The following is a 24,435-nucleotide window of genomic DNA, read 5'->3' as shown; positions in this document are numbered from 1 at the left end:
GTCCGATCGAGAGGAGCCCGCGAGAGGCGGCGGCAGCGGTCGCTAGATCATACGGTACGTCTCGTCTAGAGCCGCTGTACGCTCGTCGCATGACGGAGCACCGGAGCGGACCGGTCCGCAGCGCCGCGGCACGCGAGTCGGTCCTCGAGGCGACCGCCCGGCTGTTCCTGCAGCGCGGCTGGGACCACCTCACGATGGAGGGCATCGCCAAGGATGCGGGGGTCTCCAAGCAGACCGTCTACCGCTGGTGGCCCTCCCGCGGCGCGCTGATCGCCGACTGCATGATCGAGGGCCGGCTCGTCGCGATCGAGGTGCAGCTCCCGGACACGGGCGATCTCCGCCGCGATCTCGGGGTGTGGCTCGCGCCGATCCTGGAGCTCGCGGGCACGGAGCCCGGCGCGTCGCTCGTGCGCTCGCTGATCGCCGCCGGCGCGGAGGACGCCGCCGTGGGGGAGCGCCTGGGCCGCGCGTTCGGCGTGGACCAGACGCTCTCGGACCGCTTCGCGAAGGCGGTCGAGGCGGGGCAGCTCCCGGCCGACGCCCCGGTCGACGAGCTCGGGCTCTCGATCCTCGGGGCGATCATCCTGCCCGTCGTCGGGCGGCGGCCGCTCGTCGCGGCGTCCGTGCTCGGGCACGTCGACTTCCTGCTCCGGCCGCGCGGCTGAGGCGCCGGCCGGAGCAGGCTCACGTCAGGATCAGGCCCAGGCCCAGGAGGCGAGGACCGACTCGGCGACGGCCTCGCGCTGGTCGTCGTCCACGGTGGGGCTGAACGAGAAGGTGACGACGTAGGTCTGGCCCTCGTCGGTGACGTAGTACTGCTCGACGGCGTAGCTGGTGCCCGACGCGCTGAGGTTCGCGCTGAGGTGCGCGGACTCGGCTCCGGCGACGACGACGCGGTCGTTCGCCTCGACGTCGGTCGCCCCGGCGTTCTCGAGCTCGGTGACGCCGGCGTCCTCGACCTGCTCGGCGGAGACCTCGCCGGCGGGGCTGAGGACGACGTTCACGTTGTCGGCGAAGCCGTCGGTGTCGGTGAGGTCGGCGGCGAGGGTGTCCGCGCCCATGCTCGCGGGGTCGGCGTCGGGGGTGCCCCAGCCCTCGGGCACGGAGTAGGAGTAGCCGTCGCCGGTGATCGTGTCGCCGGTCGCGGCGGCCGTGTCGATGGTGTCGGCGTCGCTGCCGGAGTCGGTGCCGGAGGGGGAGGAGCAGCCGGCGAGGAGGACGAGGAGGGCGGCGGCGCTGGCAGTGGTGGCGGTGGCGCCGAGGCGCGCGGGAGCGCCGTGGCGCGTGATTCGTGACATCCCTGCACGCTAGCGACGCCGACCAGGCGGCCGCATCCCCCTCGCCGGGGACGACGGCGCCCCGACTACGCTGGTGGCCCTATGGCATCCGACAGCGAACCCTCCGTCACCCTCACCGATCCGCTCGAGGAGCGCCTGCGCGCCCAGGTCGCCCGCGAGGGCGAGCGCGCGGTCGCCCTGCGCTCGGCCGCGCTGCTGACCCGCGGCTACGAGGGAGAGGCCTTCCTGCTCACCGTCGGCGGCGAGCACGCGGCGGGTGTCCTGCAGGGGGCGCCCTCGCTGTACTGGCCGGAGCTGTGGGGCGCGCGCGCCCTGCTCTACGTCTGGGACGACACCGCGGCCGACGCGGTCCTCGCCGGGCTGGCCAACCCGGCCTGGCGCGTGCGGGAGATGTGCGCCCGGGTCTGCGCGGAGCGGGTCCTCGGCGGGCAGAAGAAGCTGGCGCGGCTCACCACCGACGAGCACGCGCGGGTCCGCGCGGCCGGTGCGCGGGCGCTCGTCGCCGCCGCGGTCGCCGGGATCGGCTCGGGGCGCGACGCGAAGGGCGAGTTCGCGGCGAGCGTCGAGCAGACGCTGACCTCGATGGTCCGCGACCCGGACAAGGACGTGCGGCGCGACGTGCGGGCCGCCCTGGACCAGCTCCGCGACGCTCGCCGCTGACGAGCTTCCCCCCGGAGGTGCTGCTCAGCCGCCGACGTGCGAGCCGAAGCCGGACTTGCCCGTGCCGCCGAAGCCGCCCGCGAGGGTGGCCTTCGAGCCGGGCGCCGATCCGGCGGGCGCCTTCTGCACCACGTCGGGCTGGGTCGCGCCGCGCGCCGCGAAGCCGCCCGTCGTGACCGGAGCCCAGCTCGTCGCCCGGGTCGAGTTCCAGCGCGACGACGCGAAGATCAGCGGGCCGACCCAGAAGCCGCCGGCGTAGTGCCCGCGGTACTCGTCGGTCGCCTCGCAGAGCTGCTCGGGATCGTCGCCGACCTCCTCGCCCTGGGCCTGCAGCTGCGCGATCTGCTCGCGGACGTCCGCCAGGCAGTCCTCGCGGCTGGCGTAGACCGGGCGCTCGGCGTTCTCGGGGATGACGTAGTCCTGGCCGTCGGCGCCGGTGGTGACCACGCCGTCGGTGGAGGGGTTCGCAGAGTTCAAGGCGACCGCGAGACCGAGCACGCCGACGGCGACCACGCCGCCGATCACGAGCCCGCGGCGCTGGGAGGCGATGCCGCTGATGCCGACGTCGCCGGAGCGGCGGCGGGTGCGGGTGGTGCCCGGGTCGCCGGCAGGGGAGTCCTGCGGAGCGTCCTGGGGGCGGTTCTCGGGACGGTCGTCGGGGGTGGTCATCGGGTCTCCTCGTCCTGCGGGCGTTTCTCCCGCGCGTCCTGGGGTCGCGTGTCCTGGGGGCGGCCGTGCTCGGGGCCGCCCTGCTCGGGTCGGGCGTGCTCGGGGCGGCCGAAGAGGGGCTCGTCGCGGGGGGTCCGGCCCTCCTCGATGAAGTGCGGCACGAACTCCGCGAGGTCCCCGGTGATCGGTCCGCCGGTCTCGCGCACGTCGATGCCGGCCGGCGTCTCGCCGACGATCCAGCTGCCGATCACGACCGTCCGGCCGTCGATCCGGGCGAGATCGGCCCGGGCCTGGTGCACGAAGCCCTCCTCGCCGTAGGCGCCGCCGTTCTCCGCGACGACCGCGCCGTCCGCGTCGAGGATCGTCACGTTCGCGCCCTCCCGGCCGAGCCGGGGCTTGCGCACCTGCGCCGTGCCGATGAGCGGCTCGACGGAGGCCGGGAGCAGGTTCGGGTGGCCCGGGAACAGCTCCCAGAGCACCACGAGCAGCTGCTTGTTGCTGAGCAGCAGCTTCCAGGCCGGCTCGACCCAGCGAGTGCGCTCGCGCCGGTCGAGCAGCAGCCCGCCGAACTGCTCGCCGAGCATCCACTCCCACGGGTAGAGCTTGAAGATCCGCCGGATCGGCTCGCCGTCGGCGTCGAGGAAGCCGGCGCCGTCGAGCTCGTACCGGATGTCCTCCACGAAGATCAGCTTCGGGTCGAAGCCCGCCTGCGCCGCGGTCTCGGCCATGTAGGCGACGGTGTCCGCGTCCTCGACGATCAGCTCGCCGTCGCCGGAGTCGTGCAGCGAGGCGAGGTGCAGCCGCGCGCCCTCGTCCAGCTGCCAGCGGTCGACGCGGAGGTGCCGCCACTGCTCGACGAGCTGCTCGTGCAGGCCGTTGAACTGGTCGGCCTCGGGGCCGCGCGTCTCCTCCAGCCACTGCCACTGCGCGGCGGCCGTCTCGACCAGCGAGGTCGGGGTGTCGGCGTTGAACTCGAGGAGCTTCACCGTGCCCTCGCCGTCGTAGGCGAGGTCGAACCGCCCGTAGACCGTGGGGTCGTCCTCGTCCCAGGAGGTGCGGACCAGTTCGTGGAAGCGCTCCGGGATGCCGAACTCCGCGAGGCGGCCGGTGCGGACGACGTGCTCGCAGGCGTCCATGCAGCGGTCGAAGAGCTCCTGGGTCGCCGTCTCGAGCAGCTCGATCTCGGCGAGCGCGAAGCCGTAGGCCGCCGACTCGTTCCAGTAGGGCCGGCCGCCCTCCGAGGGGAGGTCGTAGAAGCTGAAGCCGACCTCGTCGCAGCGGGCTCGCCAGTCGGGACGCGGGGTCAGGCTGTGTCTGCGCATGGGGACGTCAGTCTACGACCGACCTCCGACACGCCCTCGGGTCAGAGGTAGTCGACGCCGTAGAGGTCGTCGTAGTCCGGCGCCGCGTCGCCGTGCGGGGCCGTCGGGAGCGGGGCCTCGTCGTGCAGCTCGAGCACGACCGAGCTGGCCGCGGTCAGCAGCACCTCGACCTGCCCGCCGAGCACCGTCGTCAGGGACAGGAAGGCCGGGGCGGTGCGCATCGCTTCGAGCACGTCCTGCTTGGTCCGCTCCATCGTCGCGTCCGCGGCGAGGAGGTACGTCCGCTCGGACACCGTCACCTGCAGCATGGTTCCCCCGTCTCGTGGGGCCTCTCGGCCCGGATCCTCAGCGTACGGAGCGGAGCGGATCGGGATGACCGCGTTGACCGGCCGACGGCCGTCGGCTAGGGCGCGCTCCCGCGGCCGGTGCCAGCGGGGGGCCGGAGCGGTGATCCTCATGCGCTGTCCCGCCACTCCGGCCACGGCGTGACGACCGTCATCGGATCCGCGGCACCCGCACCGCCCGGGCCTCCGCCGGCGGGGGACAGCAGCTCCGCCAGCCGGAGCGCCGCCGCCCGGGCGATCAGCGCGCGATCGATGGTGAGCGAGGTCAGGCTCGGGAGCATCGCCGCGCCCAGGCTCAGGCCGTCGATCCCCGCGATGCGGACGTCGCGCGGCACCTCGAGCCCGAGGCGGCTCGCGCGCTGCAGGGCGCCGAGCGCCATCATGTCGTTGAACGCGATGACGGCGTCGACCTCGGGGTGCGCGGCCAGCAGCTCGCCGAAGGCGTCGGCTCCGCCGGCGATGGTGTCGCCGCCGGTCGCGACGAGCGCGGCCTCGCCGGGCGCGAGGCACTCCTCGAATCGCAGCCGGCGCGCGCTCGGGGCGTACTCGTCGGGCTCGGCGTGGTCGAGCATCCCGATGGTGCGCGCCCCGCGCTCGCGCAGCCCGTCGACCAGCGCGCGCATCCCGGGCGCGAAGTCCACGGCGATGGCGTGCACGCCCGGCAGCTCGTCGTCGCGCTCGATCAGCAGGACCGGCACCCCGCGCGCCGCCCGGCGGATCGACTCCAGGCTCTCCCGGGCGAGATAGCCGACGATGACGTCGACCTGGGTGGCCAGGTCCGCCACGATCTGCTCCTCGGACTCGTTCGTCTCGGCGACGACGACGACCTGCCAGCCGCGCGCGGCGAACTCCTCCAGCAGGTCGGCGGCGAGGTCGGTGTAGTACGGGTTCCGCAGCGAGGTGATCACGAGGCCGACCGCGATGCTCTTCTGCCGGGCCATGTTGGCGGCGAACCGGCTGGGGACGTAGCCGAGGGCCTCGCTCACGGCGAGCACGCGCTCGCGGGTGGCGGCGCTGATCTCGGACATGCCGTTCATCGCGCGCGTCACGGTCTGCCGCGAGACGCCGGCCTCGCGGGCGACGTCGCGGATGGTGGCGCGGCGAACCGGCAGGTCTCTCGGTGGACGAGGGGGCATCGGCGGTTCGCCGGAGCGGTCCACAGCGGCCCTCCTTCTCTCAGTCTCGTCTGGCAACACGCATATGGCGACAGCGCCTCGCGTCTTCGGCGACAGCTGCCTTGACAGGTCGACGGCCGCCAGCTTAGCGTGTGGGCACTCGTGGTCCGTGACCGTTCACGTGAACGGTCACGGCTGCCGCGTTCCCCTGCCGCTCACCCTTCGATGGAGAAGACCACCATGCCCCTCGTCTCGAACACCCTGGTCCGGCGATCGCTCGCCGGAGCGACCGCGCTCGCGCTGACGGCGGGCCTGGCGGCCTGCACCGACAGCGGTCCGGCCGCCGACGACGGCGCCGTCGACGTCCTCGTCGCGCAGAGCACGGCGCAGGTGCCGGTCAGCGAGACGCCCTGGGCCGCGGCGCTCGCGGCCGAGACCGGCTGCGCGGTGAACTGGAACACGATCGACGACACCGCGTGGACCCAGCAGAAGAACCCCTCGCTCGCCGCGGGGGACGTGCCGGACATCGCGCTCCGGGCGGTCGGCGCGAACGACGCGGTGCAGTACCCGGGCCTCTTCGAGGACATCGCGCCGCACCTGGACGACCTGCCGAACGTGCGGCGGTTCTTCGAGGAGAAGCCCGACGCGCGCCGGCTGGTCGAGAACGAGAAGGGCGAGATCCACTCGCTCTCCTCGTCCCGCGGCAGCGGCTACCGCGGCTCCGGCCAGCACATGATGATCAACCGGGCCTGGCTCGACGCCCTCGGCCTCGAGGTCCCGCGGACCTGGGACGAGCTGACGACGGTGCTGCAGGCGTTCAAGACGCAGGACCCGAACGGCAACGGGCAGGCGGACGAGGTCCCGTTCAACGTCCGCCGCCTCGAGACGGCCGGCTTCGGCTGGTACAGCCCGTTCCTGCTGCTGAACTCCACCGGCATCGCGACCTCGTTCAACAAGGGTCCGTCGGCGCAGGGGATCCACGTCTCCGACGGACGGGTCGCCAACTTCCTCGTCTCGGACGAGTACCGCCGGGTGGTGTCGTACCTGCACGAGCTGCTCGCGGCCGGCCTCATCCCGGCCGACGCGCTCACCAAGGACGATTCGGCGTACTACGCCGCTCAGGCGGGCGACGGGGAGACCGCGCAGATCGGCCTGATCTTCGGCTGGTCGCTCGCCGACTTCGGGGATCTCCGCGACCAGTACGTGGCGATGCCCGCTCCCGCCGCCTCCGCGAGCATGTCCGCCGAGGACGTGGTCTGGGACGGCTCGGACAACGAGTTCGAGGGCGGGAAGCTCGCCGTCTCGGCGGCCGCGGCGGGCGACGAGTGCGTGTGGAAGGTGGTCGACGCCCTCTACAGCGAGAAGTACTCGATCCAGCAGTTCACCGGTTCGATCCCCGAGTTCGTCACGGACGACGGCGACGGCACGTACTCGGTCACCGAGGCGTACCGGGCCGCCGTCGCGGACGGTCGCGACCCTGCGCTCGCCGACCGCCTGGCCGGCTGGATCCCCGACTCGGTCACCCTGAACGGGGACTGGAACCGCGACGATCTCCGTGAGGTGGACGACGTCTACACCGAGCAGTACTCGCACTACGACCACGTGCGCGACCTGATGCCCGACTACGTCCGGCTGTCCGCCGGGGACGCGATCACCGCCGCCAACAACGACACCGCCGTGCTCAACTACGCGCTGCAGAAGACGTCGCAGTGGATCGCGGAGGGCGGGGTCGACGAGGACTGGGACGAGTACGTCGCCCAGCTCGAGTCGATCGGCCTCGTGCAGAACGTCGAGCTCTGGCAGAAGGCCTACGACCTCGCGACCGCGGCGTCATGACGCGGACGGCTCTCGACGCTCCGTCGGCCGGGGCGCCCCTCACCCCGCCCGCGGGGGCGCCGCTCCCGGTCCCGCCCCGGCCGCTGCGCGCCCTCCGCAGCGTGCGCAACCAGTGGCAGCTCTGGCTGATGGTGCTGCCGGCGCTGGTCTTCACCGCCGTCTTCGCCTACGTGCCGCTGTACGGACTCCAGCTCGCCTTCCGGACCTATGTCCCCGCGCGCGGGCTCAGCGGCGGGGAGTGGGTCGGCCTCGACTACTTCGTGCAGTTCTTCGAGTCGCCGCTGTTCTCGACGATCGTGCTGAACACCGTGCAGATCAGCCTCTGGACGCTCGCGATGGGGTTCGTCGCGCCGATCGTGCTGGCGCTGCTGATCAACCAGATCAGCGCCGGCCGCCTCAAGAGCTTCGTGCAGACGATCACCTACATGCCGCACTTCATCTCGGTCGTGGTGATCGTCGCGATGATCAACATCTTCCTGCGGCCCGAGAACGGGCTCCTCGGCCGGTTCCTGCCGGGGCAGAACCTCCTCGCCGAGCCGGACGCCTTCTCGGCGATCTACTGGGTGAGCGAGGTCTGGCAGCACTGCGGCTGGAACGCGATCATCTACCTCGCCGCGCTCTCGACCGTCGACACCTCGCTCTACGAGGCCGCGAAGATCGACGGCGCGGGGCGGCTCCGGCTCATCCGCTACGTCGACGTCCCGACGATCCTGCCGACCGCGGCCATCCTGCTCATCCTCAACATGGGGTCGGTGCTGAGCGTCGGCTTCGAGAAGGTCTACCTGATGCAGAACTCGCTCAACCTGTCCTCCGCGGAGGTCATCGCGACCTACACCTACAAGATCGGCATCCTCAGCAATCAGTTCTCCTACTCCACCGCCATCGGCCTCTTCAACACGGTGATCAACTTCACCCTGCTGATCGTGGCCAACCAGCTCGCCAAGCGCGCCACGGGTTCCAGTGTCTTCTGAGCGCGGAGGGTCTTCTGAGCGCGGAGGGGCGAGCCGCCGCTGGGACCCCTGGACCCCGAGGGAGAGGACGTCCATGACCCCTGCACCGGACACCCGCGGCATCGCCGTCGCCGACGCCCGAGCCGGCGGCAGCGCACCCCTTCCGCCGCGCCGACGGCGCCGCACGGTGCCGAAACGGCCGCTCGACCGGGTGATCGACGCGGTCGCCGGCCTCCTGATCGCGATCGTCGTGTTCGCCGTGCTCTACCCGCTCTGGTTCATCGTCGTGGCGTCGTTCTCCGATCCGGGTGCGGTCTCCTCGGGGCGGCTCACGCTGATCCCGGAGGGGTTCCGGCTCTCGGGCTACGAGCGGCTGCTGCAGGACGAGCGGATCTGGAACGGCTACCGGAACTCCGTCGTCTACGCCGTCCTCGGGACGGCGCTGAACCTGCTCGTCACGATCCCGGCGGCGTTCGCGCTCTCCCGGCCCGAGTTCCGTCCGCGGCGGGTGCTGCTGCTGGTGTTCGCGGTCACGCTGTTCTTCTCCGGCGGACTGATCCCGAACTACCTGCTCTACCGCGATCTCGGGCTGCTGAACTCGATGTGGGTGTTCGTGCTCCCGGGTGCCCTCAGCGTCTTCAACCTGATCATCGCCCGGTCGTTCTTCGAGACCTCGATCCCCGAGGAGCTGCACGACGCGGCCCGCATCGACGGGGTGACCTACCTCGGCTTCTTCCTGCGGATCGTGCTCCCGCTCTCCGCCGCGATCATCGCCGTGATCGGGCTGTACTACTTCGTCGGGCACTGGAACGACTACTTCACCGGCCTGGTCTTCGTCCGCGACGCCTCACTCCTGCCGCTGCAGAACGTGCTGCAGAGCATCCTTCTCGCGAACCAGTCGGTCGCGGGCCAGGGCGGCAGCGGCGGGCAGTCCGCGCAGCAGCTGCAGGAGACCGCGGACCAGATCAAGTACGGCGTGATCATCGTCTCGACGCTGCCGCTGCTCGTGCTCTACCCGTTCCTGCAGCGCTACTTCGACAAGGGCGTGCTGGTCGGGGCGGTGAAGGGCTGATGGCGTCGCTCGCCGAGCGCTACGAGGCGGCCTGCCGGGTCGTGCTGCTCGTACTGGTCGTCTCGGCGGCGATGCTGCTCTTCACGTTGCGCGGGGTGGTCATCGCCGGGTTCTTCCCCTCGGTGGCCGCCGCGCACGCGGTCCATCGCGCCCGGCTGCTCGACCCGGACGGTCCGTGGTCGCTCCGGCAGACCGTCTCGCTGTTCGCGCGGTTCTGGCGCGACGAGTTCCCGCGCGCGAACGTGCCGGGCTGCGCCCTGCTCGGCGTCGGCGCGGTCCTCTGGGTCGACCACCGGATCCTCGGCGGCGTCGAGGTGGACGGCCTCGGTGTCGCGGTGACCGGTGTCCTCCTCGTGGTCTCAGCCCTCTTCGCGCTCTTCGCCGTGGAGTTCTGGGTGGTCCGCGCGCACTTCGCGGAGCGGACGCGCTGGCAGCTGCGCACCACCGCGCAGCTGCTGCTCGCGCGACCGCTCTGCACCCTGATGCTGGGCGCGGTGCTGCTCCTGCTGCTGGCGCTCGCGACGAGCCTCCCCGGGCTCGGCCTCGCGGCCGCCGGGGCCGTCCTCCCGTTCGCCGCGACCGTCGTCGTCGCCGCCTTCGGCCGGCTGCCGGGCCTCAGCCGATCCGCGGCTCGGTGCTGAGGGAACGGACGCGGTGTCGCCCCATCATGCTGGTCGAACAGCCCCGCGGGGGCGACATCATGGTGGTCGAGTAGCCCCGCAGGGGCGTATCGAGACCCGCCGTTAGCAGCAGTGCGGTCTGCAGACTCGTCCTCTGACGCTGGTGGGTCTCGATACGCCGCTCCGCGGCTACTCGACCAGCAGGTGTCGGCGGCGATCAGAAGCGCGGCGGGAGGGCGGCGAGCAGCGAGTCGGGCTGCACGGGGAGGTCGCGGACGCGGACGCCGGTGGCGTGGAAGACGGCGTTGGCGACAGCCGCCGCGGTGCCCACGTTGCCGATCTCGCCGATGCCCTTGCCGCCCATCGGCGCGAGGTGCGGATCCTCCTCGTCCAGCCACTCCGCCCGCAGGTCGAGCACGTCGGCGTTCGCCGCCACGTGGTACGTCGCGAAGTCGTGGTTGGCGTAGTCGCCGAGCACCGGGTCGAGGGCGCCGTGCTCGTGCAGCGCCATCGAGAGGCCCATGGTCATGCCGCCGAGGAACTGCGAGCGGGCGGTCCGCGGATTGAGGATCCGGCCCGCGGCGAAGACGCCGAGCATCCGCGGCACCTGGATCTCGCCCGAGTCGAGGTCCACCCGCGCCTCGACGAAGTGGGCGCCGTAGGCGTAACGGGCGAAGTCGCCCATCCCGGAGACGTCCTCCGTGGTGTCGACGACGACGTCGAGGCCCTCCGGGGGCAGCGGCTGCCCGTCGGCCAGCAGGGCGAGCAGGCGGTGGCAGGCCTTCGTGACGGCCCAGCCCCACGATCCGGTACCCGAGGAGCCGCCGGCGACCGGGCCCTGCGGCAGCGCGCTGTCGGCGATGACGATCTCGATCCGGTCGACCGGCACGTCCAGCGCGTCGGCGGCGACCTGGGTGAGCACCGTGCGGGCGCCCTGGCCGATGTCGGTCGCGTTGACCGCGATCGCGAAGCGGCCGCCGGGCAGCGCGGTGGCCCGCGCCCCGCTCGGCGAGGTGAGCACGGGGTAGGTGGCGCCCGCGACCCCGGTGCCGACCAGCCAGCGGCCGCGGCGGTCCCTGCCTGCCCGCGGATCGCGGTCCTCCCAGCCGAACAGCTCCGCTCCGCGGCGGAAGCACTCGAGGTAGTGCCGGCTGGAGAACGGCGAGCCCGAATCGGGGTCGACGTCCGGCTCGTTGCGCACCCGCAGCTCGATCGGGTCGATCCCGGCGGCGACCGCGAGCTCGTCCATCGCCGACTCGAGCGCGTACATGCCGGGGCACTCGCCTGGCGCGCGCATCCAGCGCGGCGTCGGCACGTCGAGCGCCGCGACCCGGTGGGTGACCAGTCGGTTCGGCGCCGCGTAGAGGTGGCGGGTGGCCTCACCGGTCTGCTCGGCGAACTCCTGGATCGTGGAGGTGTGCGAGAAGGCCTCGTGCGCGATCGCGGTGAGCCGCCCCTCCGCATCGGCCGCGAGCCGGACGTGCGAGATCGTCGGCGTGCGGTAGCCGGCCAGCGCGAACATCATCTGCCGGGTGTAGGCGATCTTGATCGGCCGGCCGGTGAGGATGGCCGCCATCGTCGCGAGCACCACGTTCGGCCGCGGCGAGCCCTTCGAGCCGAAGCCGCCGCCGACGTGCTCGCTGCGCACCCGGATGACGGAGGGATCGAGCGAGAACAGCGTCGCGAGGGTCGACTGCACCGAGCTCGTGCCCTGCGAGGAGTCGAGGACGTCGAGGTGCCCGTCGGCCCAGGTGACGACCGAGGCGTGCGGCTCCATCGGCGAGTTGAACAGCGCCGGGGTGGAGTAGCGCGCGTCGATCGAGACGGCCGCCGCCGCGATCGCCGCGTCGACGTCGCCGTCGGAGCTGTCGGTCGGGAAGCCGGCGTTGACCTGCTCCGGCGCGTAGAGCTTGGGCTGGTCCTCGGTGAGCACGACGTCGGTCCCGGAGTCGACGTACTCGACGCGCAGCGCGGCGGCGGCCTCGCGGGCGGTCTCGAGCGTCTCGGCGAGGACGAGCGCGATCACCTGGCCGCGGTAGGCGACCGCGTGCGACTGCAGCACCTGCAGCTCCCCGTCGTCCGCGTCCTCGAGCGGCAGCGCGGAGTCGGGGGTGATCACCGAGTGCACGCCAGGAAGCGCGAGCACGGCGTCGACGTCGATCCGCCGCACCATGCCCGTCGCGACGGCCGACTGCACGGGCCAGGCGTGCAGCAGACCCTCCGGCGAGTGCTCGAAGGCGTAGCGGGCCGCGCCGGTGACCTTGTCTCGGCCCTCCAGCCGGGCCAGTGGTGTGCCCAGCGGTGTGCCCAGTGGTGTGCCGAGGGCCGTGCCGAGCGCGGTCATGCCGCCACCTCCTCGTCGAGTCCGGCGAGCTCGGCGAGGACGCCGACGATCAGCCGCGTGAGCAGCGGGACCTTGAAGGCGTTCTGCTCGGTCGGCGTCGCGGCGGCGAGCTCCACCTCCGCCGCACGCGTGAACGCCTCGACGGTCGCGGGGCCGCCGCGGAGCAGGTCCTCCGCGATCCGCGCGCGCCAGGGCGCGTGCGCGACCGCGCCGAGGGCGAGGCGGACGTCGGTCACCGTCCCGTCGGTCACGTCCAGCGCCGCGGCGACCGAGCCGAGTGCGAAGGCGTAGGAGCGGCGGTCGCGGGCCTTGCGGTAGGTGGAGGTCGCGGCGAACGGCAGTGGCGGCAGCTCGACGGCGGTGATCACCGCACCCGCCGGCAGGTTCGTGTCGCGCTCGGGGTGCTCGCCGGGGAGCCGGAAGAAGTCGCTGATCGGCAGGCTCGCCGGCCCGTCGACGGTCTCGAAGCGGACGGCGGCGTCGAGGGCGGTGAGTGCGACGGCCATGTCGCCGGGGTGGGTCGCGATGCAGAGGTGCCCGGGGTCGGCGCCGATGGCGATGCCGAGGATCGCGAGCTCGCGGGAGACGCCCTTCAGAGCGGAGCAGCCGGTGCCCGGCTCGCGCTTGTTGCACGGCTTCGACACGTCCGTGAAGGAGGTGCAGCGGGTGCGCTGCAGCAGGTTCCCGCCGGTCGAGGCCTGGTTCCGCAGCTGGCCGGAGGCGCCGGCGAGCAGCGCGCGGCTGAGGGCCGGGTAGCGGCGGCGGACGAGCGGGTGCGCGGCGAGGTCGCTGTTCGCGACTCCCGCGCCGATCAGGAGTCCGCCCTCGGCCGTCTCCTCGACGCCGCCGAAGTCGACGCGGCTGACGTCGACCAGCGCGGCGGGGCGCTCGACGCCGAGCTTCATCAGGTCGACGAGGTTGGTGCCGCCCGCGAGCGGCTTCGCCTCGGGGGACGCGGCGAGCAGGCGCACGGCGTCGGCGACGTCCGCGGCCCGCTGGTACTCGAAGGTCCTCATCGCGCGGTCTCCGTCTCGCTCGGGTGCTCCGCCGCGTCGTGGACGGCGGGCACGATGTTGGCGTAGGCGCCGCAGCGGCAGAGGTTGCCGCTCATCCGCTCGCGCACCTCCTCGTCGTCGAGGACCACGTTCTCGGTGCCGAGCTCGGCGGTGACGTGGCTGGGCATGCCCGCGCGCGCCTCGGCGAGCATCCCGACCACCGAGCAGATCTGCCCCGGCGTGCAGTAGCCGCACTGGTAGGCGTCGCGCTCGAGGAACGCCCGCTGCACCGGATGCAGGTCGTCGCCGTCGGCCAGGCCCTCGATCGTGGTGACCTCGCGGCCGTCCAGCGACACCGCCAGCACGAGGCAGCTGTTGGTCCGGCGTCCGTCGAGCAGCACGGTGCAGGCGCCGCACTGGCCGTGATCGCAGCCCTTCTTCGAGCCGGTGAGGTCGAGCCGCTCCCGGAGCAGATCGAGGAGGGTGGTGCGGTTGTCGACCTCGACCGCTCTCGACTCGCCGTTCACGGTGACGTCGATCGCGGTCGACGGCACGGACCTGGTCTCGCTGCGCTCCGCCATGGCTGAAAGCTACCCGCGGGAGAGGGCGCACGAGGGGGCCCTTCTCGGGCGGGCCGCGGAGGGCTACCCTCCGCCCGCGACGCCGCGCGCCGGGTAGAGCGCGACCGCCTCCGGATCGATCACGAAGTCGACCTCGTCGTCGATCCCCGCGCCGAGGGCGGCGAGCTGAGCGGGGGAGAGGTCGGCCGCGATGCCGGCGGCGCGCACCCGCACGAGGTCGCCGCGCCGCTCGAGGTCGCGGATGCGGGCGCGGACCCGGCCTGCGCCCGGCGCTCCCGGCAGGGCCGGCGCGACCGTCACGGAGGCGGGCCGGAACGCGGCCGCGGCCCGCACGCCCGCGGCGACGGAGCCCGCCGCGCGCAGCTCCACGCCGTCGTCGGTCCGCAGCCCGGTGCCGGTCGCCGTGCCCGTCAGCAGATTGAGCGCCGCCAGCTCGGCGGTGAACGGGCTCTGCGGCCGCTCCAGCACCTCGTGGGTGGGGCCGTCCTCGATCACCCGACCGCCGTGCAGCACCACGACGCGGTCGGCCAGCGTGTAGGCGTCGAGCACGTCGTGGGTGATCAGGATCGTGGTCCGCCCGGGCAGGACGCGGCGCAGCATCCGCCGCAGCAGCGGGGCGACCGCGACGTCCAGCGCGGCCATCGGCTCGTCGAGCAGCAGCAGCTCCGGGCTCGGAGCGAGCGCCCGGGCGACGGCCACCCGCTGCGCCTGCCCGCCCGAGAGCTGCGCCGGCCGGCGGTCGGCGAGGTCGACGGCGTCGACGGCCTCGAGCCAGGTGCGCGCGGTCTCGGCCGCGGCGGAGCGGCCGGCGCCGGTGCTGCGCGGGCCGAAGGCGACGTTGTCGAGCACGCTGAGGTGCGGGAACAGCAGTGGTTCCTGGGCGAGCAGGGCGACGCTGCGGCGGTGCGGCGGCAGGTGCAGGCGGCGGGCGGAGTCGAACAGGGTCGCTCCGGCCAGGGTCGCGTGTCCGTCGTCGGCGCGGAGGAGGCCGGCGAGCAGCCCGACGAGCGTGGACTTGCCGGCGCCGTTCGGGCCGAGGACGGCCGTGGTCGTCCCGGTCTCGACCCGCAGCGCGACGTCGACGCCGCGGGCGTGCAGCCGCGCGTCGATCTCGAGCGTCACGGGCGCACCTCCGTCCGGGCGGCGCGCGGCCGGCGGTGCGCGAGCCCGATCACGAGGACCGCGACGACGACCAGCACCAGCGAGAGGGCGACCGCGGCGTCCGGGTCGGTCTCGCGCTGCAGGTAGATCTCGAGCGGCAGCGTGCGGGTGACGCCCTGCAGGCTGCCGGCGAAGGTCAGCGTCGCGCCGAACTCGCCGAGCGCGCGGGCGAAGGAGAGGATCGCGCCGGAGAGCAGCCCGGGCAGGATCAGGGGCAGGGTGACCCGGCGCAGCACGGTCGAGGGCCGGGCGCCGAGGGTCGCGGCGACGCTCTCGTAGCGGTCGCCGGCCGAGCGGAGCGCCCCCTCGAGGCTGAGCACGAGGAACGGCAGGGCGACGAAGGTCTGCGCGAGGATCACCGCGGTGGTGGAGAACGCGATCCGGATCCCGAGCGCCTCGAGGGCGCCGCCGAGCAGGCCGAGCCGCCCGAAGGTGTAGAGCAGGGCGATGCCGCCGACCACCGGGGGGAGCACGAGCGGGAGCAGCACGAGGGCGCGCACCAGGCCCTGGCCGGGGAAGGAGGTGCGCGCGAGGGTCAGCGCCATCGGCACGCCGATCACGAGGCAGAGTGCGGTGGCGGCGGCGGCGGTGCGCAGGCTCAGCAGGAGCGCCGCGATCGAGGAATCCGAGGTGATCAGCGGGACGAATACGGCCCAGTCGACGCGGGTGAGGATGCCGACCAGCGGCAGCAGCACGAAGGCGCCGCCGACGACCGCGACGGCGACGACCCAGCGGGGGACTCCCGCGGAGAGCGTCACCGGCCGGCGGGTCACGGGCGAGCGCGTCACGGGCGAGCGCGTCACGGGCGAGCGCGTCACGCCTTCCCGTTCGGGGTCTCCACCACGACCATCGTCGCCTTGACGATCGCGATCGCGGGCGAGCCCGGCTCGAGGCCGAGCTCGCGGACGGCCTCGGCGGACATCAGTGAGACGACGCGGTGCGGGCCGCACTGCAGCTCGACCTGCGCCATCACGGTGTCGGAGACCACCTCGGTGACGATGCCGACGAAGCGGTTGCGCGCCGAGCGGCCCACCTCGCTCGGGTCGACGGGGAGGATCGCGTTCTGCCGGGCGAGGCGGGCGAGGTCGAGGCCCTCGACGACGCTGCGGCCGGACGCGTCCTTGCTGCTCGCGAGGGTGCCGTTCTCGATCCACCGGCGGACGGTGTCGTCGCTGACGCCGAGGTAGTCGGCGGCGTTCTTGATCCGGATCTGCGGCATGGGAGCCATCGTAGAGCCGATTCGGCGGAGGGGGCCGGTGCTCAGGGGGCGCCGAAGCCCGCCGAGGCGAGGACCGTGCGGCCGTCGTCGCCGGCCACGTACGCGGTGAAGGCGGCCGCGAGGTCCGGGTTCGCGGAGCCGGCGACCGGGGCGATCGGGTAGGTGTTCACGGCCTGCGACGACTCGGGGAACTCGATCCCGGTCACCGCGTCGCCGGCGGCGGCGACGTCGGTGACGTAGACCAGGCCGGCGTCGGCCTCGCCCGAGGTGACCTTGCCGAGGACGTCGGTGACCGACGACTCCTCGCTGACCGGCCGGAGGTCGACGCCGGTCGCGGTCTCCACGGTGACCGTCGCCGCGCCGCACGGGACCTGGGCCGCGCAGACGACCGTCTTCACGCCCTCGCGGGCGAGGTCGGCGAACGAGGCGATCCCCGCGGGGTTGGCCGGCGGGACGGCGATCTCGAGGGTGTTGGTCGCGAAGTCGACGGGGTCGCCCTCGATGAGGTCGGCGTCGGTGAGCTTCGCCATGTTCTTCTCGTCGGCCGAGGCGAAGACGTCGGCGGGGGCGCCGTTGGTGATCTGGGTCACCAGGTCGGACGAGCCGGCGAAGGTGAGCTCGACGGTGGTGCCCGGGTGCTCGGCCTCGAAGGCGGTCGCGATCTCGGTGAAGGTGCCCTTCAGCGACGCGGCGGCGTAGACGGTGATCGAGCCGGAGAGTGCGCTGGTCGCGGTCGGCGTGCTCGAGGCCTCGGCTGTCGCGGTCTCGGCGGGTGCCGAGGCGGAGCAGCCGGCCAGGACCGCGAGGAGGGCCGCGGAGGAGAGCAGTGCGGCGGCGGCGCGGGGCAGCGTCATGGAGGGGCCTTCCTGGGTTCGACGGTGCGGGAAGGAGTTCCGCTTCTGCGTCTTAAAGGCCACTCTATTCCCGCGAAGGCGGAGCAGTGGCCGCACGGCGTCGGAGATCGCGGACCGGCCTCCACCCGGCGTCGGCAGGGCGAGTGTGCAGACCTGACGTGCTGGTGACGGCGGGTCTCGATACACCCCTGCGGGGCTACTCGACCAGCATGATGGCAAGCGGCGGCCACGCCCTTCCGACTCCTGGGAGGGAGCGTCCTCTTCGTGTCGGCCGTTCCATGCTGATCGAGTAGCCCGCGCAGCGGGCGCACCCCTGCTGATCGAGTAGCCCGCGCAGCGGGCGCACCCCTGCTGATCGAGTAGCCCGCGCAGCGGGCGTATCGAGATCCACCAGCGTCAGAAGTGGAGTCTGCAGACCTGTCCTGCTGGTGACCGTGGGTCTCGATACGCCCCTGCGGGGCTACTCGACCAGCATGAGGCGCGATATGCCGCCCACGGCGGCTACTCGACCAGCATGAGCTGTCACCGGGTGGCGGTGAGCACGTCCACGTACCGCTCGCTCGGGTCGAGGGCGAGGCCGGGCTTCACCGCGCGGGCGGTGTCGTCGGCGAGGACCTCGGCGGCGCCGCGCTCGAGGCCGTCGAGGGCGGCCGTCACGATCGCCTCGGGGCTCGACTTCGGGGCGTCCGACCACGAGGCCATGTCGGTGTCGACGAGGCCCATGTGCAGGCCGAGCACCTGGGTGCCCTGCGGAGCGAGGGCCAGGCGCAGGCCGTCGGTGACGCTCCAGGCCGCGGCCTTGGACATCGAGTACGACTCCGAGCCCGGGAACGAGACGAAGGCCGACACGGAGAGCACGTTCAGCACGGCGCCGCCGCCCGCCCGGCCGAGGCTCCCGGCGAAGGCGCGCGCGAGCATCAGCGGCGCGAAGGCGTTGGTCTCGACCGTGCGGCGGATCTCGTCGAGGTCGCCGGTGACGAAGTCGACAGTGGGGGCGATGCCGGCGTTGTTGACGACGATCGACACGTCGCCGAGGCTCGCCGCGAGCTCGGCGATGCGGTCCTGATCGGTCACGTCGAGCGCGATCGGCACGACGCCCGGCGCGGCGGCGATCGTCGAGGCGTCGCGCGCCGCGGCGTAGACGGTGCGGGCGCCGCGAGCCGTCAGCTGCCGGACGAACTCGGCGCCGATGCCGCGGTTGGCGCCGGTCACGAGCACGACGGAGTCCTGGATCTGCATGGGAGTGCCTTTCTGTAATGGTCGATAAAGAATCGGTGCGACGCACGCTAGCACGTTCCGTAGCGACTGTTATAGAATCGGAGCATGGCAGGACGACCGAGGGGCTTCGACCGCGACGAGGCGCTCGACACGGCGATGCGCCGCTTCTGGAGCGACGGCTACGACGAGACGACGGTCGCCGTGCTCACCCGAGAGATCGGCATCTCGGCGCCGAGCCTCTACGCGGCCTTCGGCGACAAGGACGAGCTGTTCCGTGCCGCCGCGAGCTGCTACGCGGACACCGCCGATGCCGCCCTCGCCCGGCTCCTCGACGCGCCGACGGCCTGGGACGCGCTGGCCGCCGTCGTCCGCTCGAGCGCCGCGGGCTACTCCGACCCGGGCACGCCCTCCGGCTGCTTCGTGCTGAGCGAGCCGCGCCTGGCCGAGCGCCGCCGTTCGATGGAGGACGTCATCGCCGCGCGCATCGAGCGGGGGATCGCCGAGAGGGATGTGCCGCCCGGCACCGACGCGGCGCGGACGGCCGCCTTCGTCGTCGCGGTGCTGACCGGGATGTCGACGCAGGCCCGCGACGGTGGGAGCGCGGAGCGCGTCGCCGAGATCGGCGAGCTCGCCCTCGCGGCGCTGCCGCGCCCGTGACCGCCCCGCCCGGGAGCGCCCGGCAGCACCTCGCCGCCGCCGCCGATCTCGCCCGCCGGCACCTGGAGCATCCGGAGCGCGCCGCCGCGCTGGACCTGCGGCTGCACCGGGTCACGGCGCCGACCTCGCTGGTCTACACGCGCTTCCCGCCGACGCTGAGCCTCGTGCTCTCCGGCCGGAAGCGTTCGATCGTCGGCGACTCGGATGAGCAGTGGGGCGCCGGCCGCTTCCTGATCACGCCGGTCGACCTGCCGGTGATCGCGGCTGTCGTCGAGACCGGCGAGCAGGGCGACTTCGTCTCGGCCAACTGGCACCTGGATCCGGTGCTCGTCGCCGAGGTCGCCGGGCTCGTCGCGCACCGGCCCGCCGCGGCGATCCCGGAGCGCATCGGCACGATCACCCCGGAGCTCGCCGACGCGCTGCACCGCCTGTTCCGGCTCCTGGACGCACCGGAGGAGATCCCGGTGCTCGGGCCGGCGGTGTCGCGCGAGCTGGTGCTCCGGCTGCTGCAGAGCGACCAGGCGCCGCGCCTGCTGTCGGCGTCGTCCGCCGTCCGCTCGGCCGCGGTGACCCGGGCGGTCGACGCGATGACCGGCGCGCTCGCCCACGGCTGGACGCTCGACGCGCTGGCCGCGGAGGCGAGCACGAGCGTGCCGACGCTCACCCGGCGGTTCCGCGAGCTGACCGGGATGTCGCCGCTCGGCTACCTGCGCCGGCTGCGGCTGGGCGAGGCGCGGCGCCTCCTGCTGGTGCGCGGCGAGACGGCCGCGGGCGCGGCGGCAGCGGTCGGCTATGCCAGCGCGTCGCACTTCGGCCGCGACTACCGCCGCGCCTACGAGACGACCCCCGCCGCCGACGCCGCGCTGCACCCGGGCCGGCTGGTGCAGGTCGACTGACCTGCGCTCCCGGGTCCGCGGTCAGCGCCGCGCGCCGACGATGCCGCCGTCGACCAGCAGGGTCGTGCCGTGCACGTAGGACGCTTCGTCGGTCGCGAGCCAGCGCACGGCCTGGGCGATCTCGTCCGGGCGGCCGGGGCGGCCGGCAGGGGTCGGGGCGGTCATCGCGTCGAGGATCGCCGAGGCGTGCGCGTTGCCGGGAGTGAGTGTCGCGCCGGGGGCGACCGCGACGACGCGCACGCCGTCCGCGCCGTACTCGGCCGCCCAGGCGCGGGTGAGGTGGTCGAGCGCGGCCTTGGTCGCCGGGTAGAGGGCGGTGCCGAGGGTGCCGACGTGCGCCATCCACGACGTGATGTTGATGATCACGCCGGAGCCGCGCTCGGCCATCGCCGGCGCGATCGCTCCGACGAGCTGGTGCGGGACCCGGATGTTGGTGACGAGCAGCGCGTCGACGTCGGCGTCGCTCAGCTCGGCGGTCGGGCCGACGGGGAAGACGCCGGCGTTGTTGACGAGCACGTCGATCCGGCCGCCGAGCAGGCGCAGCGCCTCGGCGGCGACGGCTCGGGTGGCGTCGGGCGTGCCGCCGAGGTCGGCGACGAGCACGGCGGCGGTGCCACCGGCCGCGGTGATCGCCTGCGCGACCGCCTCGGTGCGCGCCCCGTCGCGGCCGTGCACGAGGACGTGCGCGCCGGACGAGGCGAGTCGGTGGGCGATGGCCTCGCCGAGTCCACTGGAGGAGCCGGTGACGAGGGCGGTGCGGCCGGCGAGCCGGTCGTCCGTGAGGAGGGGGACTGTGGTGGTGTCGGTCATGGATCCAGCCTCGCGGCGGGGGCCGACGGCGGGTGTCCCGATCGGATCGAGGGCTGTCGCGATCCGATCACGGCGCCGCCCCTGCCCCGGACGCGTGCTGATCGAGCAGCCCCTGCCTGCTGATCGAGTGGCCCGCCACGCGGGCGTGTCGAGCGGAGGGGGCGCCTCCGGCGCCAGTGCAGGACGGGGAAGAGACCGACGTCCCCGCGGTGGGCGGGTCTCGATACGCCCCTCCGGGGCTACTCGACCAGCATTTTTGCGGGCGTCTCTTCCAAGTAGATCCACCGTGCCGGCCTGGACGGGTCTCGATACGCCCCGCCGGGGCTGCTCGACCAGCATGTGCGGCCCGGAGCGCACGCCTGTATCGCGCACGCTGCCTGCTGATCGAGCAGCCCGCGGAGCGCACCGCGCATCCTGCTCGAGCAGCCCCTGCCTGCTGATCGAGTAGCCCGCGCAGCGGGCGTATCGAGACGCGCCGTCGTCAGAACGGCGCGGGAACGTCGATGAAGCGGGGCTTCGGCGGTGGGTCGGGCGGTCGGCCGGGGAGTGGCGGCGGCCGGTTGCTGATCCTTCGACCGGTCGGGCTCGTCCAGACGATCGTCCCGTCACCGCTCCCGATGTATGTCCACTGGTCGCCGTGCCGCAGATGGTGGTGCGAGGTGCAGAGCGAGACGAGGTTCTCGAGGGAGGTCTCTCCGCCGTTGCGCCACTCGAGGGTGTGGTCGGCCTCGCTGGTGCTGGCGGGCCGGGTGCAGCCGGCGAAGCGGCAGGTCTGGTCCCGCAGCTGCAGGTGCAGGCGCATCTGCGGCGGTGGGACGCGGTGGGTGCGGCCCACGGAGACGACCGCGCCGGTATCGGAGTCGGTGAGGACGCGGGTGAAGGAGGCGGCGGTGCGGATCAGCTCGCGGGCGATCGGCGCGGGGACCGGGCCGTAGCCGTCGAGATCCGCGGGCGCGTCGTCGAGACCGACGGCGGTGGAGGCGGCGAGGGTGAGGCGTACTTCGGCGCGGACTCCGGGGACGAAGGTCGGGTGCGACCGGTGCTCGGGGTCCGGGGTCGTGCCGGCGATATCGCCGTCGCAGAGGAGATCGACGGCCGCGTCGGCGCTGAGCTGCTGGAGGGTGCGGGGGTCGCCGTCGTCGCGGAGGGTGCGCGCGATGCGGCGCAGCCGGTCGTAGGCACCGGAGACGACCGGTGCAGGAGCGTGGACGCAGAGCGTCGCCATCCCGTCGACGTCCGGGGTGACCCAGACCGCGCGGTCTTCGCGGGCGCGGGCGTGACGCTCGGCGAGGGGCTGCTCGTGCAGCTCCTCCCGCCAGCGGGTCAGGGCTCGGCGCAGCTGCGTGGTCGTCATCGTCAGCGCGGCGTCGGCGGCGCGCTCGTCGAGGGCCGCGCGGGAGGCCTCCGGGAGGGTGCTCGCGGTTCTGCAGATCGCCTCGCCGACCTCCCAGAGGATCCGCGCGTCCCGCAGTAGGGCGCGAGTGAGGGGAAGGTGCTCCATCAGCATCTGCGCGGTCTCGAGGCGTCGGCAGACCTCCCGCTCGGACACGCCGAGCGTCACCGCGAGCTCGGCGCGGATGGAGCGCTCGACGAGATCTCGCGTCTCGCTGCGCGTCGCGCCGCGGGCGAACGCCTTTGGGACGGTGAGCGCGATGCGGTGGCCGCGGTGCATCCGTTCCGCGGCTCTGAGGCGCGTCGGCGAGGCGGCGCGCTCGGCGGCCGCGGAGTCGTCGAAGCAGTCGCGCACCTCCGCCAGTGCTGCCGCGTTCTCATCTTCTGACATACGGATATCGAAGCAGGGGCCACCGACGGCCGGGTCGGAACCACGGGCTGATCGGGGACAACGTCGTCGGAACCCGAGTGTGGAGGAGGCTCGCTCCCGGATCTCTCAGTGATCGTGGGTCTCGATACGCCGCCGGTGGCGGCTACTCGACCAGCATGCAAGGGCCGCCGAAGACGGCTACTCGACCAGCATGAAGCCCGCCGCCCGCATCGCGGCTGCGGACGGCGACCCCATGGCGATCGAGCAGCCCGCGGAGCGGGCATATCGAGATCCACCGTGCTGAGCTGGGCGGGTCTCGATACGCCCCTCCAGGGCTACTCGACCAGAATGAATGCCGCCGGAGGCGGCTGCTCGACCGGCACGAAGGGCGGCGAGGGCGAGAAGGAGGGCGGCCGAGGCGGCTACTCGGCCGACGCGGGGGCACGCCCGCGGACCGCGGCGACGACGGCCGCGACCGCGCGGTCGATGCTCGCCGCGCGGGCAGCGGCGTCCTCCTGCTCAGAGTCGTGGACGAAGGCCGTCGTGCCGCGCACGGCGCCGCAGTAGTCGACGACGCCGTGCTCGATCTGGGTGCGCAGGGACTGCTCGTAGCCGTGCCGCTCGTACACCCCGGCGCTGTCGCCGGCGATCGGCACGAGGTGGACGGTGAGCCCGCCGAGCTTCCGGCGCATCCCGTCGGCCGGGTCGATCTCGAAGGCCCACCCGTTGACGAAGACGCGGTCGATCCAGCCCTTCAGCAGCGCCGGCATCGATCACCAGTAGACGGGGAAGACCAGCACGAGGTGCTCGGCGGCGTCGAGCCGGCGCTGCTCGCTCGCGACGTCGGCCGGGTACTCGCCCGCGACGCGGTAGCTGTGCCGGTCGGCCGCACTGAAGCGCGGGTCGAAGCCCTCCGCGGCGAGATCCGCGAGCTCGGCCGGCGGCAGCTCCTCCGCGAGCCGTCGGGCCAGAGCGAGGGTGAGCGAGTCCCGATCGGGGTGGGCGGCGACGATGAGCGCGGTCATCCGTCCATCCAAGCGCAGCCGGCCGGCTCGGCGTGCGACGATCCGGCGTGCGACGACGCGGCATGCGACAGCACGAACGAGGAGGAGACCGATGACCGACCCGGAACCGCAGGACGTCCTGCACCGCGACGGCAGCCTCCGCGCTCGCGGCGCCACGCTCGACGGCGAGCTGCACGGCTACTGGGAGTGGTTCCGCCTGGACGGCACCCGCCTGCGCAGCGGGTCGTTCGATCGCGGGCGCCAGGTCGGAGTCTGGACCACCTACGACCGCACCGGCGCCCCGCACAAGGGGACCCGCTTCGGCGACTGAGGCGGCCGCGCCTCGGACCGCGCCTCAGGACCCGCCGCGCGCCAGGACACCGGTGACGAGCAGCTGCACGAGGGCGTCCGTGTCGTAGCGCGGGTCGCCCGCGCCGCCGATGCAGAGATTGCCGATGCCGCGCAGCAGGCCGTACGCCTCGACCGGCGGGGCGTCCGGCGCGATCGCCGCCTCGAGCAGCGTCGCGCAGACCGGCACCAGCCGGTCGACGAAGAAGGCGTGCAGGGCGTCGGAGCCGGCGCCGTCGCCCTGCAGCGCATCCGGCAGCCCGTGCTTGGTGACCAGGAAGTCGACGAACAGCGCCAGCCACGCGCGGAGCGCCGCCTCGGGCGAGTCGCTCTCGGCGAGGAGTCGCGGCCCGGCCTCGGCGCAGGCCTCGACCTGGTGCCGGTAGACGGCGACCACGAGGTCGGCCCGGGTGGGGAAGTGCCGGTAGATCGTGCCCGTGCCCACGCCGGCGCGCCTCGCGATCTCGCGGACGGGGGCGTCGACGCCGGACTCGACGAAGACCGCCGCGGCCGCGTCGAGCAGGGCCTGCGAGTCGCGCCGGGGTCGGCCGACGCGGGGGACCGCCGGGTCGGCGCCGCCATGATCCGTCACTGCTGCTCCTCCTCCGAACGCTCCGCTTGCTTAACGGAACAGCGCTCCGTATCGTTGCGGAACGTCGCTCCGATAAGCAGTATCGCAGAGCGCGAACCGGAAGGCACC

The 24,435-nt window shown here is 73.3% G+C and carries 25 protein-coding genes and 1 pseudogene; 9 read left to right on the top strand and 17 right to left on the bottom strand.

The annotated features are described in order from the left end of the window. The first annotated feature begins 89 nt into the window (after nt 1–89). Nucleotides 90–665 (top strand): TetR/AcrR family transcriptional regulator, encoded by a 576-nt coding sequence (locus MT350_RS06765; RefSeq protein ID WP_243599248.1) that lies wholly within the window; start codon nt 90–92, stop codon nt 663–665. A gap of 30 nt (nt 666–695) precedes the next feature. Here MT350_RS06765 and MT350_RS06760 read toward each other — a convergent pair whose 3' ends face one another. Next, nucleotides 696–1,298 (bottom strand): hypothetical protein, encoded by a 603-nt coding sequence (locus MT350_RS06760; RefSeq protein ID WP_243599249.1) that lies wholly within the window; start codon nt 1,296–1,298, stop codon nt 696–698. 81 nt (nt 1,299–1,379) lie between these two features. Here MT350_RS06760 and MT350_RS06755 point away from each other — a divergent pair, with 81 nt between their 5' ends. Then, nucleotides 1,380–1,958 (top strand): HEAT repeat domain-containing protein, encoded by a 579-nt coding sequence (locus MT350_RS06755; RefSeq protein WP_243599250.1) that lies wholly within the window; start codon nt 1,380–1,382, stop codon nt 1,956–1,958. 24 nt (nt 1,959–1,982) lie between these two features. On the opposite strand, the gene MT350_RS06750 is transcribed toward MT350_RS06755, so the two are convergent. From MT350_RS06750 to MT350_RS06735, 4 genes are all read right to left on the bottom strand, one after another. Further along, nucleotides 1,983–2,627, bottom strand: coding sequence for a hypothetical protein (locus tag MT350_RS06750; RefSeq protein WP_243599251.1), 645 nt, complete (start codon nt 2,625–2,627; stop codon nt 1,983–1,985). Continuing rightward, nucleotides 2,624–3,949 (bottom strand): glutathionylspermidine synthase family protein, encoded by a 1,326-nt coding sequence (locus MT350_RS06745; protein WP_243599252.1) that lies wholly within the window; start codon nt 3,947–3,949, stop codon nt 2,624–2,626. Before MT350_RS06745 ends, MT350_RS06750 begins: the two co-directional genes overlap by 4 nt. A gap of 41 nt (nt 3,950–3,990) precedes the next feature. Further along, the gene (locus MT350_RS06740) at nt 3,991–4,257 is read right to left on the bottom strand and encodes a hypothetical protein (protein WP_243615590.1); all 267 of its coding nucleotides are present in this window, start codon (nt 4,255–4,257) and stop codon (nt 3,991–3,993) included. Between the two features lie 146 nt (nt 4,258–4,403). Then, nucleotides 4,404–5,429, bottom strand: coding sequence for a LacI family DNA-binding transcriptional regulator (locus tag MT350_RS06735; RefSeq protein ID WP_243599254.1), 1,026 nt, complete (start codon nt 5,427–5,429; stop codon nt 4,404–4,406). Between the two features lie 219 nt (nt 5,430–5,648). Here MT350_RS06735 and MT350_RS06730 point away from each other — a divergent pair, with 219 nt between their 5' ends. The 4 genes from MT350_RS06730 (at nt 5,649) to MT350_RS06715 (ending at nt 9,907) form a co-directional block, all read left to right on the top strand. Beyond that, nucleotides 5,649–7,244: an extracellular solute-binding protein gene (locus MT350_RS06730; RefSeq protein ID WP_243615589.1), complete on the top strand. Its 1,596-nt coding sequence runs from the start codon at nt 5,649–5,651 to the stop codon at nt 7,242–7,244. Further along, entirely contained in the window at nt 7,241–8,215 is a 975-nt protein-coding gene (locus MT350_RS06725; protein WP_243599256.1) for a sugar ABC transporter permease, read from the top strand. The genes MT350_RS06730 and MT350_RS06725 overlap by 4 nt, the downstream gene beginning before the upstream one ends. A gap of 73 nt (nt 8,216–8,288) precedes the next feature. Further along, nucleotides 8,289–9,266 (top strand): carbohydrate ABC transporter permease, encoded by a 978-nt coding sequence (locus tag MT350_RS06720; RefSeq protein ID WP_243599257.1) that lies wholly within the window; start codon nt 8,289–8,291, stop codon nt 9,264–9,266. Then, complete coding sequence (locus MT350_RS06715; RefSeq protein ID WP_243599258.1) at nt 9,266–9,907, top strand: DUF624 domain-containing protein; 642 nt, start codon at nt 9,266–9,268, stop codon at nt 9,905–9,907. The genes MT350_RS06720 and MT350_RS06715 overlap by 1 nt, the downstream gene beginning before the upstream one ends. Before the next feature lie 196 nt (nt 9,908–10,103). Here MT350_RS06715 and MT350_RS06710 read toward each other — a convergent pair whose 3' ends face one another. The 8 genes from MT350_RS06710 to MT350_RS06675 form a co-directional block, all read right to left on the bottom strand. Beyond that, nucleotides 10,104–12,230: a xanthine dehydrogenase family protein molybdopterin-binding subunit gene (locus MT350_RS06710; protein ID WP_243615588.1), complete on the bottom strand. Its 2,127-nt coding sequence runs from the start codon at nt 12,228–12,230 to the stop codon at nt 10,104–10,106. After that, nucleotides 12,227–13,246, bottom strand: a complete 1,020-nt coding sequence (locus tag MT350_RS06705) for a xanthine dehydrogenase family protein subunit M (protein WP_243599260.1) — start codon at nt 13,244–13,246, stop codon at nt 12,227–12,229. Before MT350_RS06705 ends, MT350_RS06710 begins: the two co-directional genes overlap by 4 nt. Then, complete coding sequence (locus tag MT350_RS06700; RefSeq protein ID WP_243599261.1) at nt 13,243–13,806, bottom strand: 2Fe-2S iron-sulfur cluster-binding protein; 564 nt, start codon at nt 13,804–13,806, stop codon at nt 13,243–13,245. The genes MT350_RS06705 and MT350_RS06700 overlap by 4 nt, the downstream gene beginning before the upstream one ends. 63 nt (nt 13,807–13,869) lie before the next feature. Next, a complete protein-coding gene (locus tag MT350_RS06695) occupies nt 13,870–14,928 on the bottom strand; it encodes a sulfate/molybdate ABC transporter ATP-binding protein (RefSeq protein WP_243599262.1) in 1,059 nt (352 codons plus the stop codon). Beyond that, nucleotides 14,925–15,755, bottom strand: a complete 831-nt coding sequence (locus tag MT350_RS06690; protein ID WP_243599263.1) for an ABC transporter permease — start codon at nt 15,753–15,755, stop codon at nt 14,925–14,927. Before MT350_RS06690 ends, MT350_RS06695 begins: the two co-directional genes overlap by 4 nt. Nucleotides 15,756–15,781: 26 nt before the next feature. Continuing rightward, nucleotides 15,782–16,186 carry a molybdopterin-binding protein gene (locus MT350_RS06685; RefSeq protein ID WP_123737136.1) on the bottom strand — a complete coding sequence of 135 codons (405 nt, stop codon included), beginning with the start codon at nt 16,184–16,186 and terminating at the stop codon, nt 15,782–15,784. A gap of 41 nt (nt 16,187–16,227) precedes the next feature. Further along, nucleotides 16,228–17,040, bottom strand: coding sequence for a molybdate ABC transporter substrate-binding protein (modA, locus tag MT350_RS06680; protein WP_243599264.1), 813 nt, complete (start codon nt 17,038–17,040; stop codon nt 16,228–16,230). Nucleotides 17,041–17,562: 522 nt separating this feature from the next. Further along, nucleotides 17,563–18,279, bottom strand: a complete 717-nt coding sequence (locus tag MT350_RS06675) for an SDR family oxidoreductase (RefSeq protein WP_243615587.1) — start codon at nt 18,277–18,279, stop codon at nt 17,563–17,565. Between the two features lie 84 nt (nt 18,280–18,363). On the opposite strand from MT350_RS06675, the gene MT350_RS06670 reads away from it, so the two are divergent. Further along, nucleotides 18,364–18,915 carry a TetR/AcrR family transcriptional regulator gene (locus tag MT350_RS06670; protein ID WP_243599266.1) on the top strand — a complete coding sequence of 184 codons (552 nt, stop codon included), beginning with the start codon at nt 18,364–18,366 and terminating at the stop codon, nt 18,913–18,915. After that, complete coding sequence (locus tag MT350_RS06665; protein WP_243599267.1) at nt 18,912–19,811, top strand: AraC family transcriptional regulator; 900 nt, start codon at nt 18,912–18,914, stop codon at nt 19,809–19,811. Before MT350_RS06670 ends, MT350_RS06665 begins: the two co-directional genes overlap by 4 nt. Before the next feature lie 21 nt (nt 19,812–19,832). On the opposite strand, the gene MT350_RS06660 is transcribed toward MT350_RS06665, so the two are convergent. From MT350_RS06660 to MT350_RS06650, 3 genes and pseudogenes are all read right to left on the bottom strand, one after another. Further along, nucleotides 19,833–20,621 carry an SDR family NAD(P)-dependent oxidoreductase gene (locus MT350_RS06660; RefSeq protein ID WP_243599268.1) on the bottom strand — a complete coding sequence of 263 codons (789 nt, stop codon included), beginning with the start codon at nt 20,619–20,621 and terminating at the stop codon, nt 19,833–19,835. Nucleotides 20,622–21,102: 481 nt separating this feature from the next. Next, entirely contained in the window at nt 21,103–22,404 is a 1,302-nt protein-coding gene (locus MT350_RS06655; RefSeq protein ID WP_243615586.1) for an HNH endonuclease signature motif containing protein, read from the bottom strand. Nucleotides 22,405–22,805: 401 nt separating this feature from the next. Continuing rightward, a pseudogene (locus tag MT350_RS06650) lies at nt 22,806–23,408 on the bottom strand (NAD(P)H-dependent oxidoreductase). Nucleotides 23,409–23,499: 91 nt separating this feature from the next. On the opposite strand from MT350_RS06650, the gene MT350_RS06645 reads away from it, so the two are divergent. Then, nucleotides 23,500–23,718, top strand: coding sequence for a toxin-antitoxin system YwqK family antitoxin (locus tag MT350_RS06645; RefSeq protein ID WP_243600268.1), 219 nt, complete (start codon nt 23,500–23,502; stop codon nt 23,716–23,718). A 24-nt stretch (nt 23,719–23,742) separates the two neighbouring features. Here MT350_RS06645 and MT350_RS06640 read toward each other — a convergent pair whose 3' ends face one another. Then, nucleotides 23,743–24,327, bottom strand: a complete 585-nt coding sequence (locus tag MT350_RS06640) for a TetR/AcrR family transcriptional regulator (protein ID WP_243600267.1) — start codon at nt 24,325–24,327, stop codon at nt 23,743–23,745. Between the last annotated feature and the right edge of the window lie 108 nt (nt 24,328–24,435).

The organism is Rathayibacter sp. VKM Ac-2928 (genome assembly GCF_022815545.1).
GTDB lineage: Bacteria > Actinomycetota > Actinomycetes > Actinomycetales > Microbacteriaceae > Rathayibacter > Rathayibacter festucae.
Note: the sequence above shows the minus strand (reverse complement) of the source record. Positions and strands in the feature narration are given on the sequence as shown.

Coding starts and splice junctions, on each gene's coding strand:
- MT350_RS06765 (WP_243599248.1), top strand. CDS start 90: ATGACGGAGCACCGGAGCGGACCGGTCCGCAGCGCCGCGGCACGCGAG.
- MT350_RS06760 (WP_243599249.1), bottom strand. CDS start 1,298: ATGTCACGAATCACGCGCCACGGCGCTCCCGCGCGCCTCGGCGCCACC.
- MT350_RS06755 (WP_243599250.1), top strand. CDS start 1,380: ATGGCATCCGACAGCGAACCCTCCGTCACCCTCACCGATCCGCTCGAG.
- MT350_RS06750 (WP_243599251.1), bottom strand. CDS start 2,627: ATGACCACCCCCGACGACCGTCCCGAGAACCGCCCCCAGGACGCTCCG.
- MT350_RS06745 (WP_243599252.1), bottom strand. CDS start 3,949: ATGCGCAGACACAGCCTGACCCCGCGTCCCGACTGGCGAGCCCGCTGC.
- MT350_RS06740 (WP_243615590.1), bottom strand. CDS start 4,257: ATGCTGCAGGTGACGGTGTCCGAGCGGACGTACCTCCTCGCCGCGGAC.
- MT350_RS06735 (WP_243599254.1), bottom strand. CDS start 5,429: ATGCCCCCTCGTCCACCGAGAGACCTGCCGGTTCGCCGCGCCACCATC.
- MT350_RS06730 (WP_243615589.1), top strand. CDS start 5,649: ATGCCCCTCGTCTCGAACACCCTGGTCCGGCGATCGCTCGCCGGAGCG.
- MT350_RS06725 (WP_243599256.1), top strand. CDS start 7,241: ATGACGCGGACGGCTCTCGACGCTCCGTCGGCCGGGGCGCCCCTCACC.
- MT350_RS06720 (WP_243599257.1), top strand. CDS start 8,289: ATGACCCCTGCACCGGACACCCGCGGCATCGCCGTCGCCGACGCCCGA.
- MT350_RS06715 (WP_243599258.1), top strand. CDS start 9,266: ATGGCGTCGCTCGCCGAGCGCTACGAGGCGGCCTGCCGGGTCGTGCTG.
- MT350_RS06710 (WP_243615588.1), bottom strand. CDS start 12,230: ATGACCGCGCTCGGCACGGCCCTCGGCACACCACTGGGCACACCGCTG.
- MT350_RS06705 (WP_243599260.1), bottom strand. CDS start 13,246: ATGAGGACCTTCGAGTACCAGCGGGCCGCGGACGTCGCCGACGCCGTG.
- MT350_RS06700 (WP_243599261.1), bottom strand. CDS start 13,806: ATGGCGGAGCGCAGCGAGACCAGGTCCGTGCCGTCGACCGCGATCGAC.
- MT350_RS06685 (WP_123737136.1), bottom strand. CDS start 16,186: ATGCCGCAGATCCGGATCAAGAACGCCGCCGACTACCTCGGCGTCAGC.
- modA (WP_243599264.1), bottom strand. CDS start 17,040: ATGACGCTGCCCCGCGCCGCCGCCGCACTGCTCTCCTCCGCGGCCCTC.
- MT350_RS06675 (WP_243615587.1), bottom strand. CDS start 18,279: ATGCAGATCCAGGACTCCGTCGTGCTCGTGACCGGCGCCAACCGCGGC.
- MT350_RS06670 (WP_243599266.1), top strand. CDS start 18,364: ATGGCAGGACGACCGAGGGGCTTCGACCGCGACGAGGCGCTCGACACG.
- MT350_RS06660 (WP_243599268.1), bottom strand. CDS start 20,621: ATGACCGACACCACCACAGTCCCCCTCCTCACGGACGACCGGCTCGCC.
- MT350_RS06655 (WP_243615586.1), bottom strand. CDS start 22,404: ATGTCAGAAGATGAGAACGCGGCAGCACTGGCGGAGGTGCGCGACTGC.
- MT350_RS06645 (WP_243600268.1), top strand. CDS start 23,500: ATGACCGACCCGGAACCGCAGGACGTCCTGCACCGCGACGGCAGCCTC.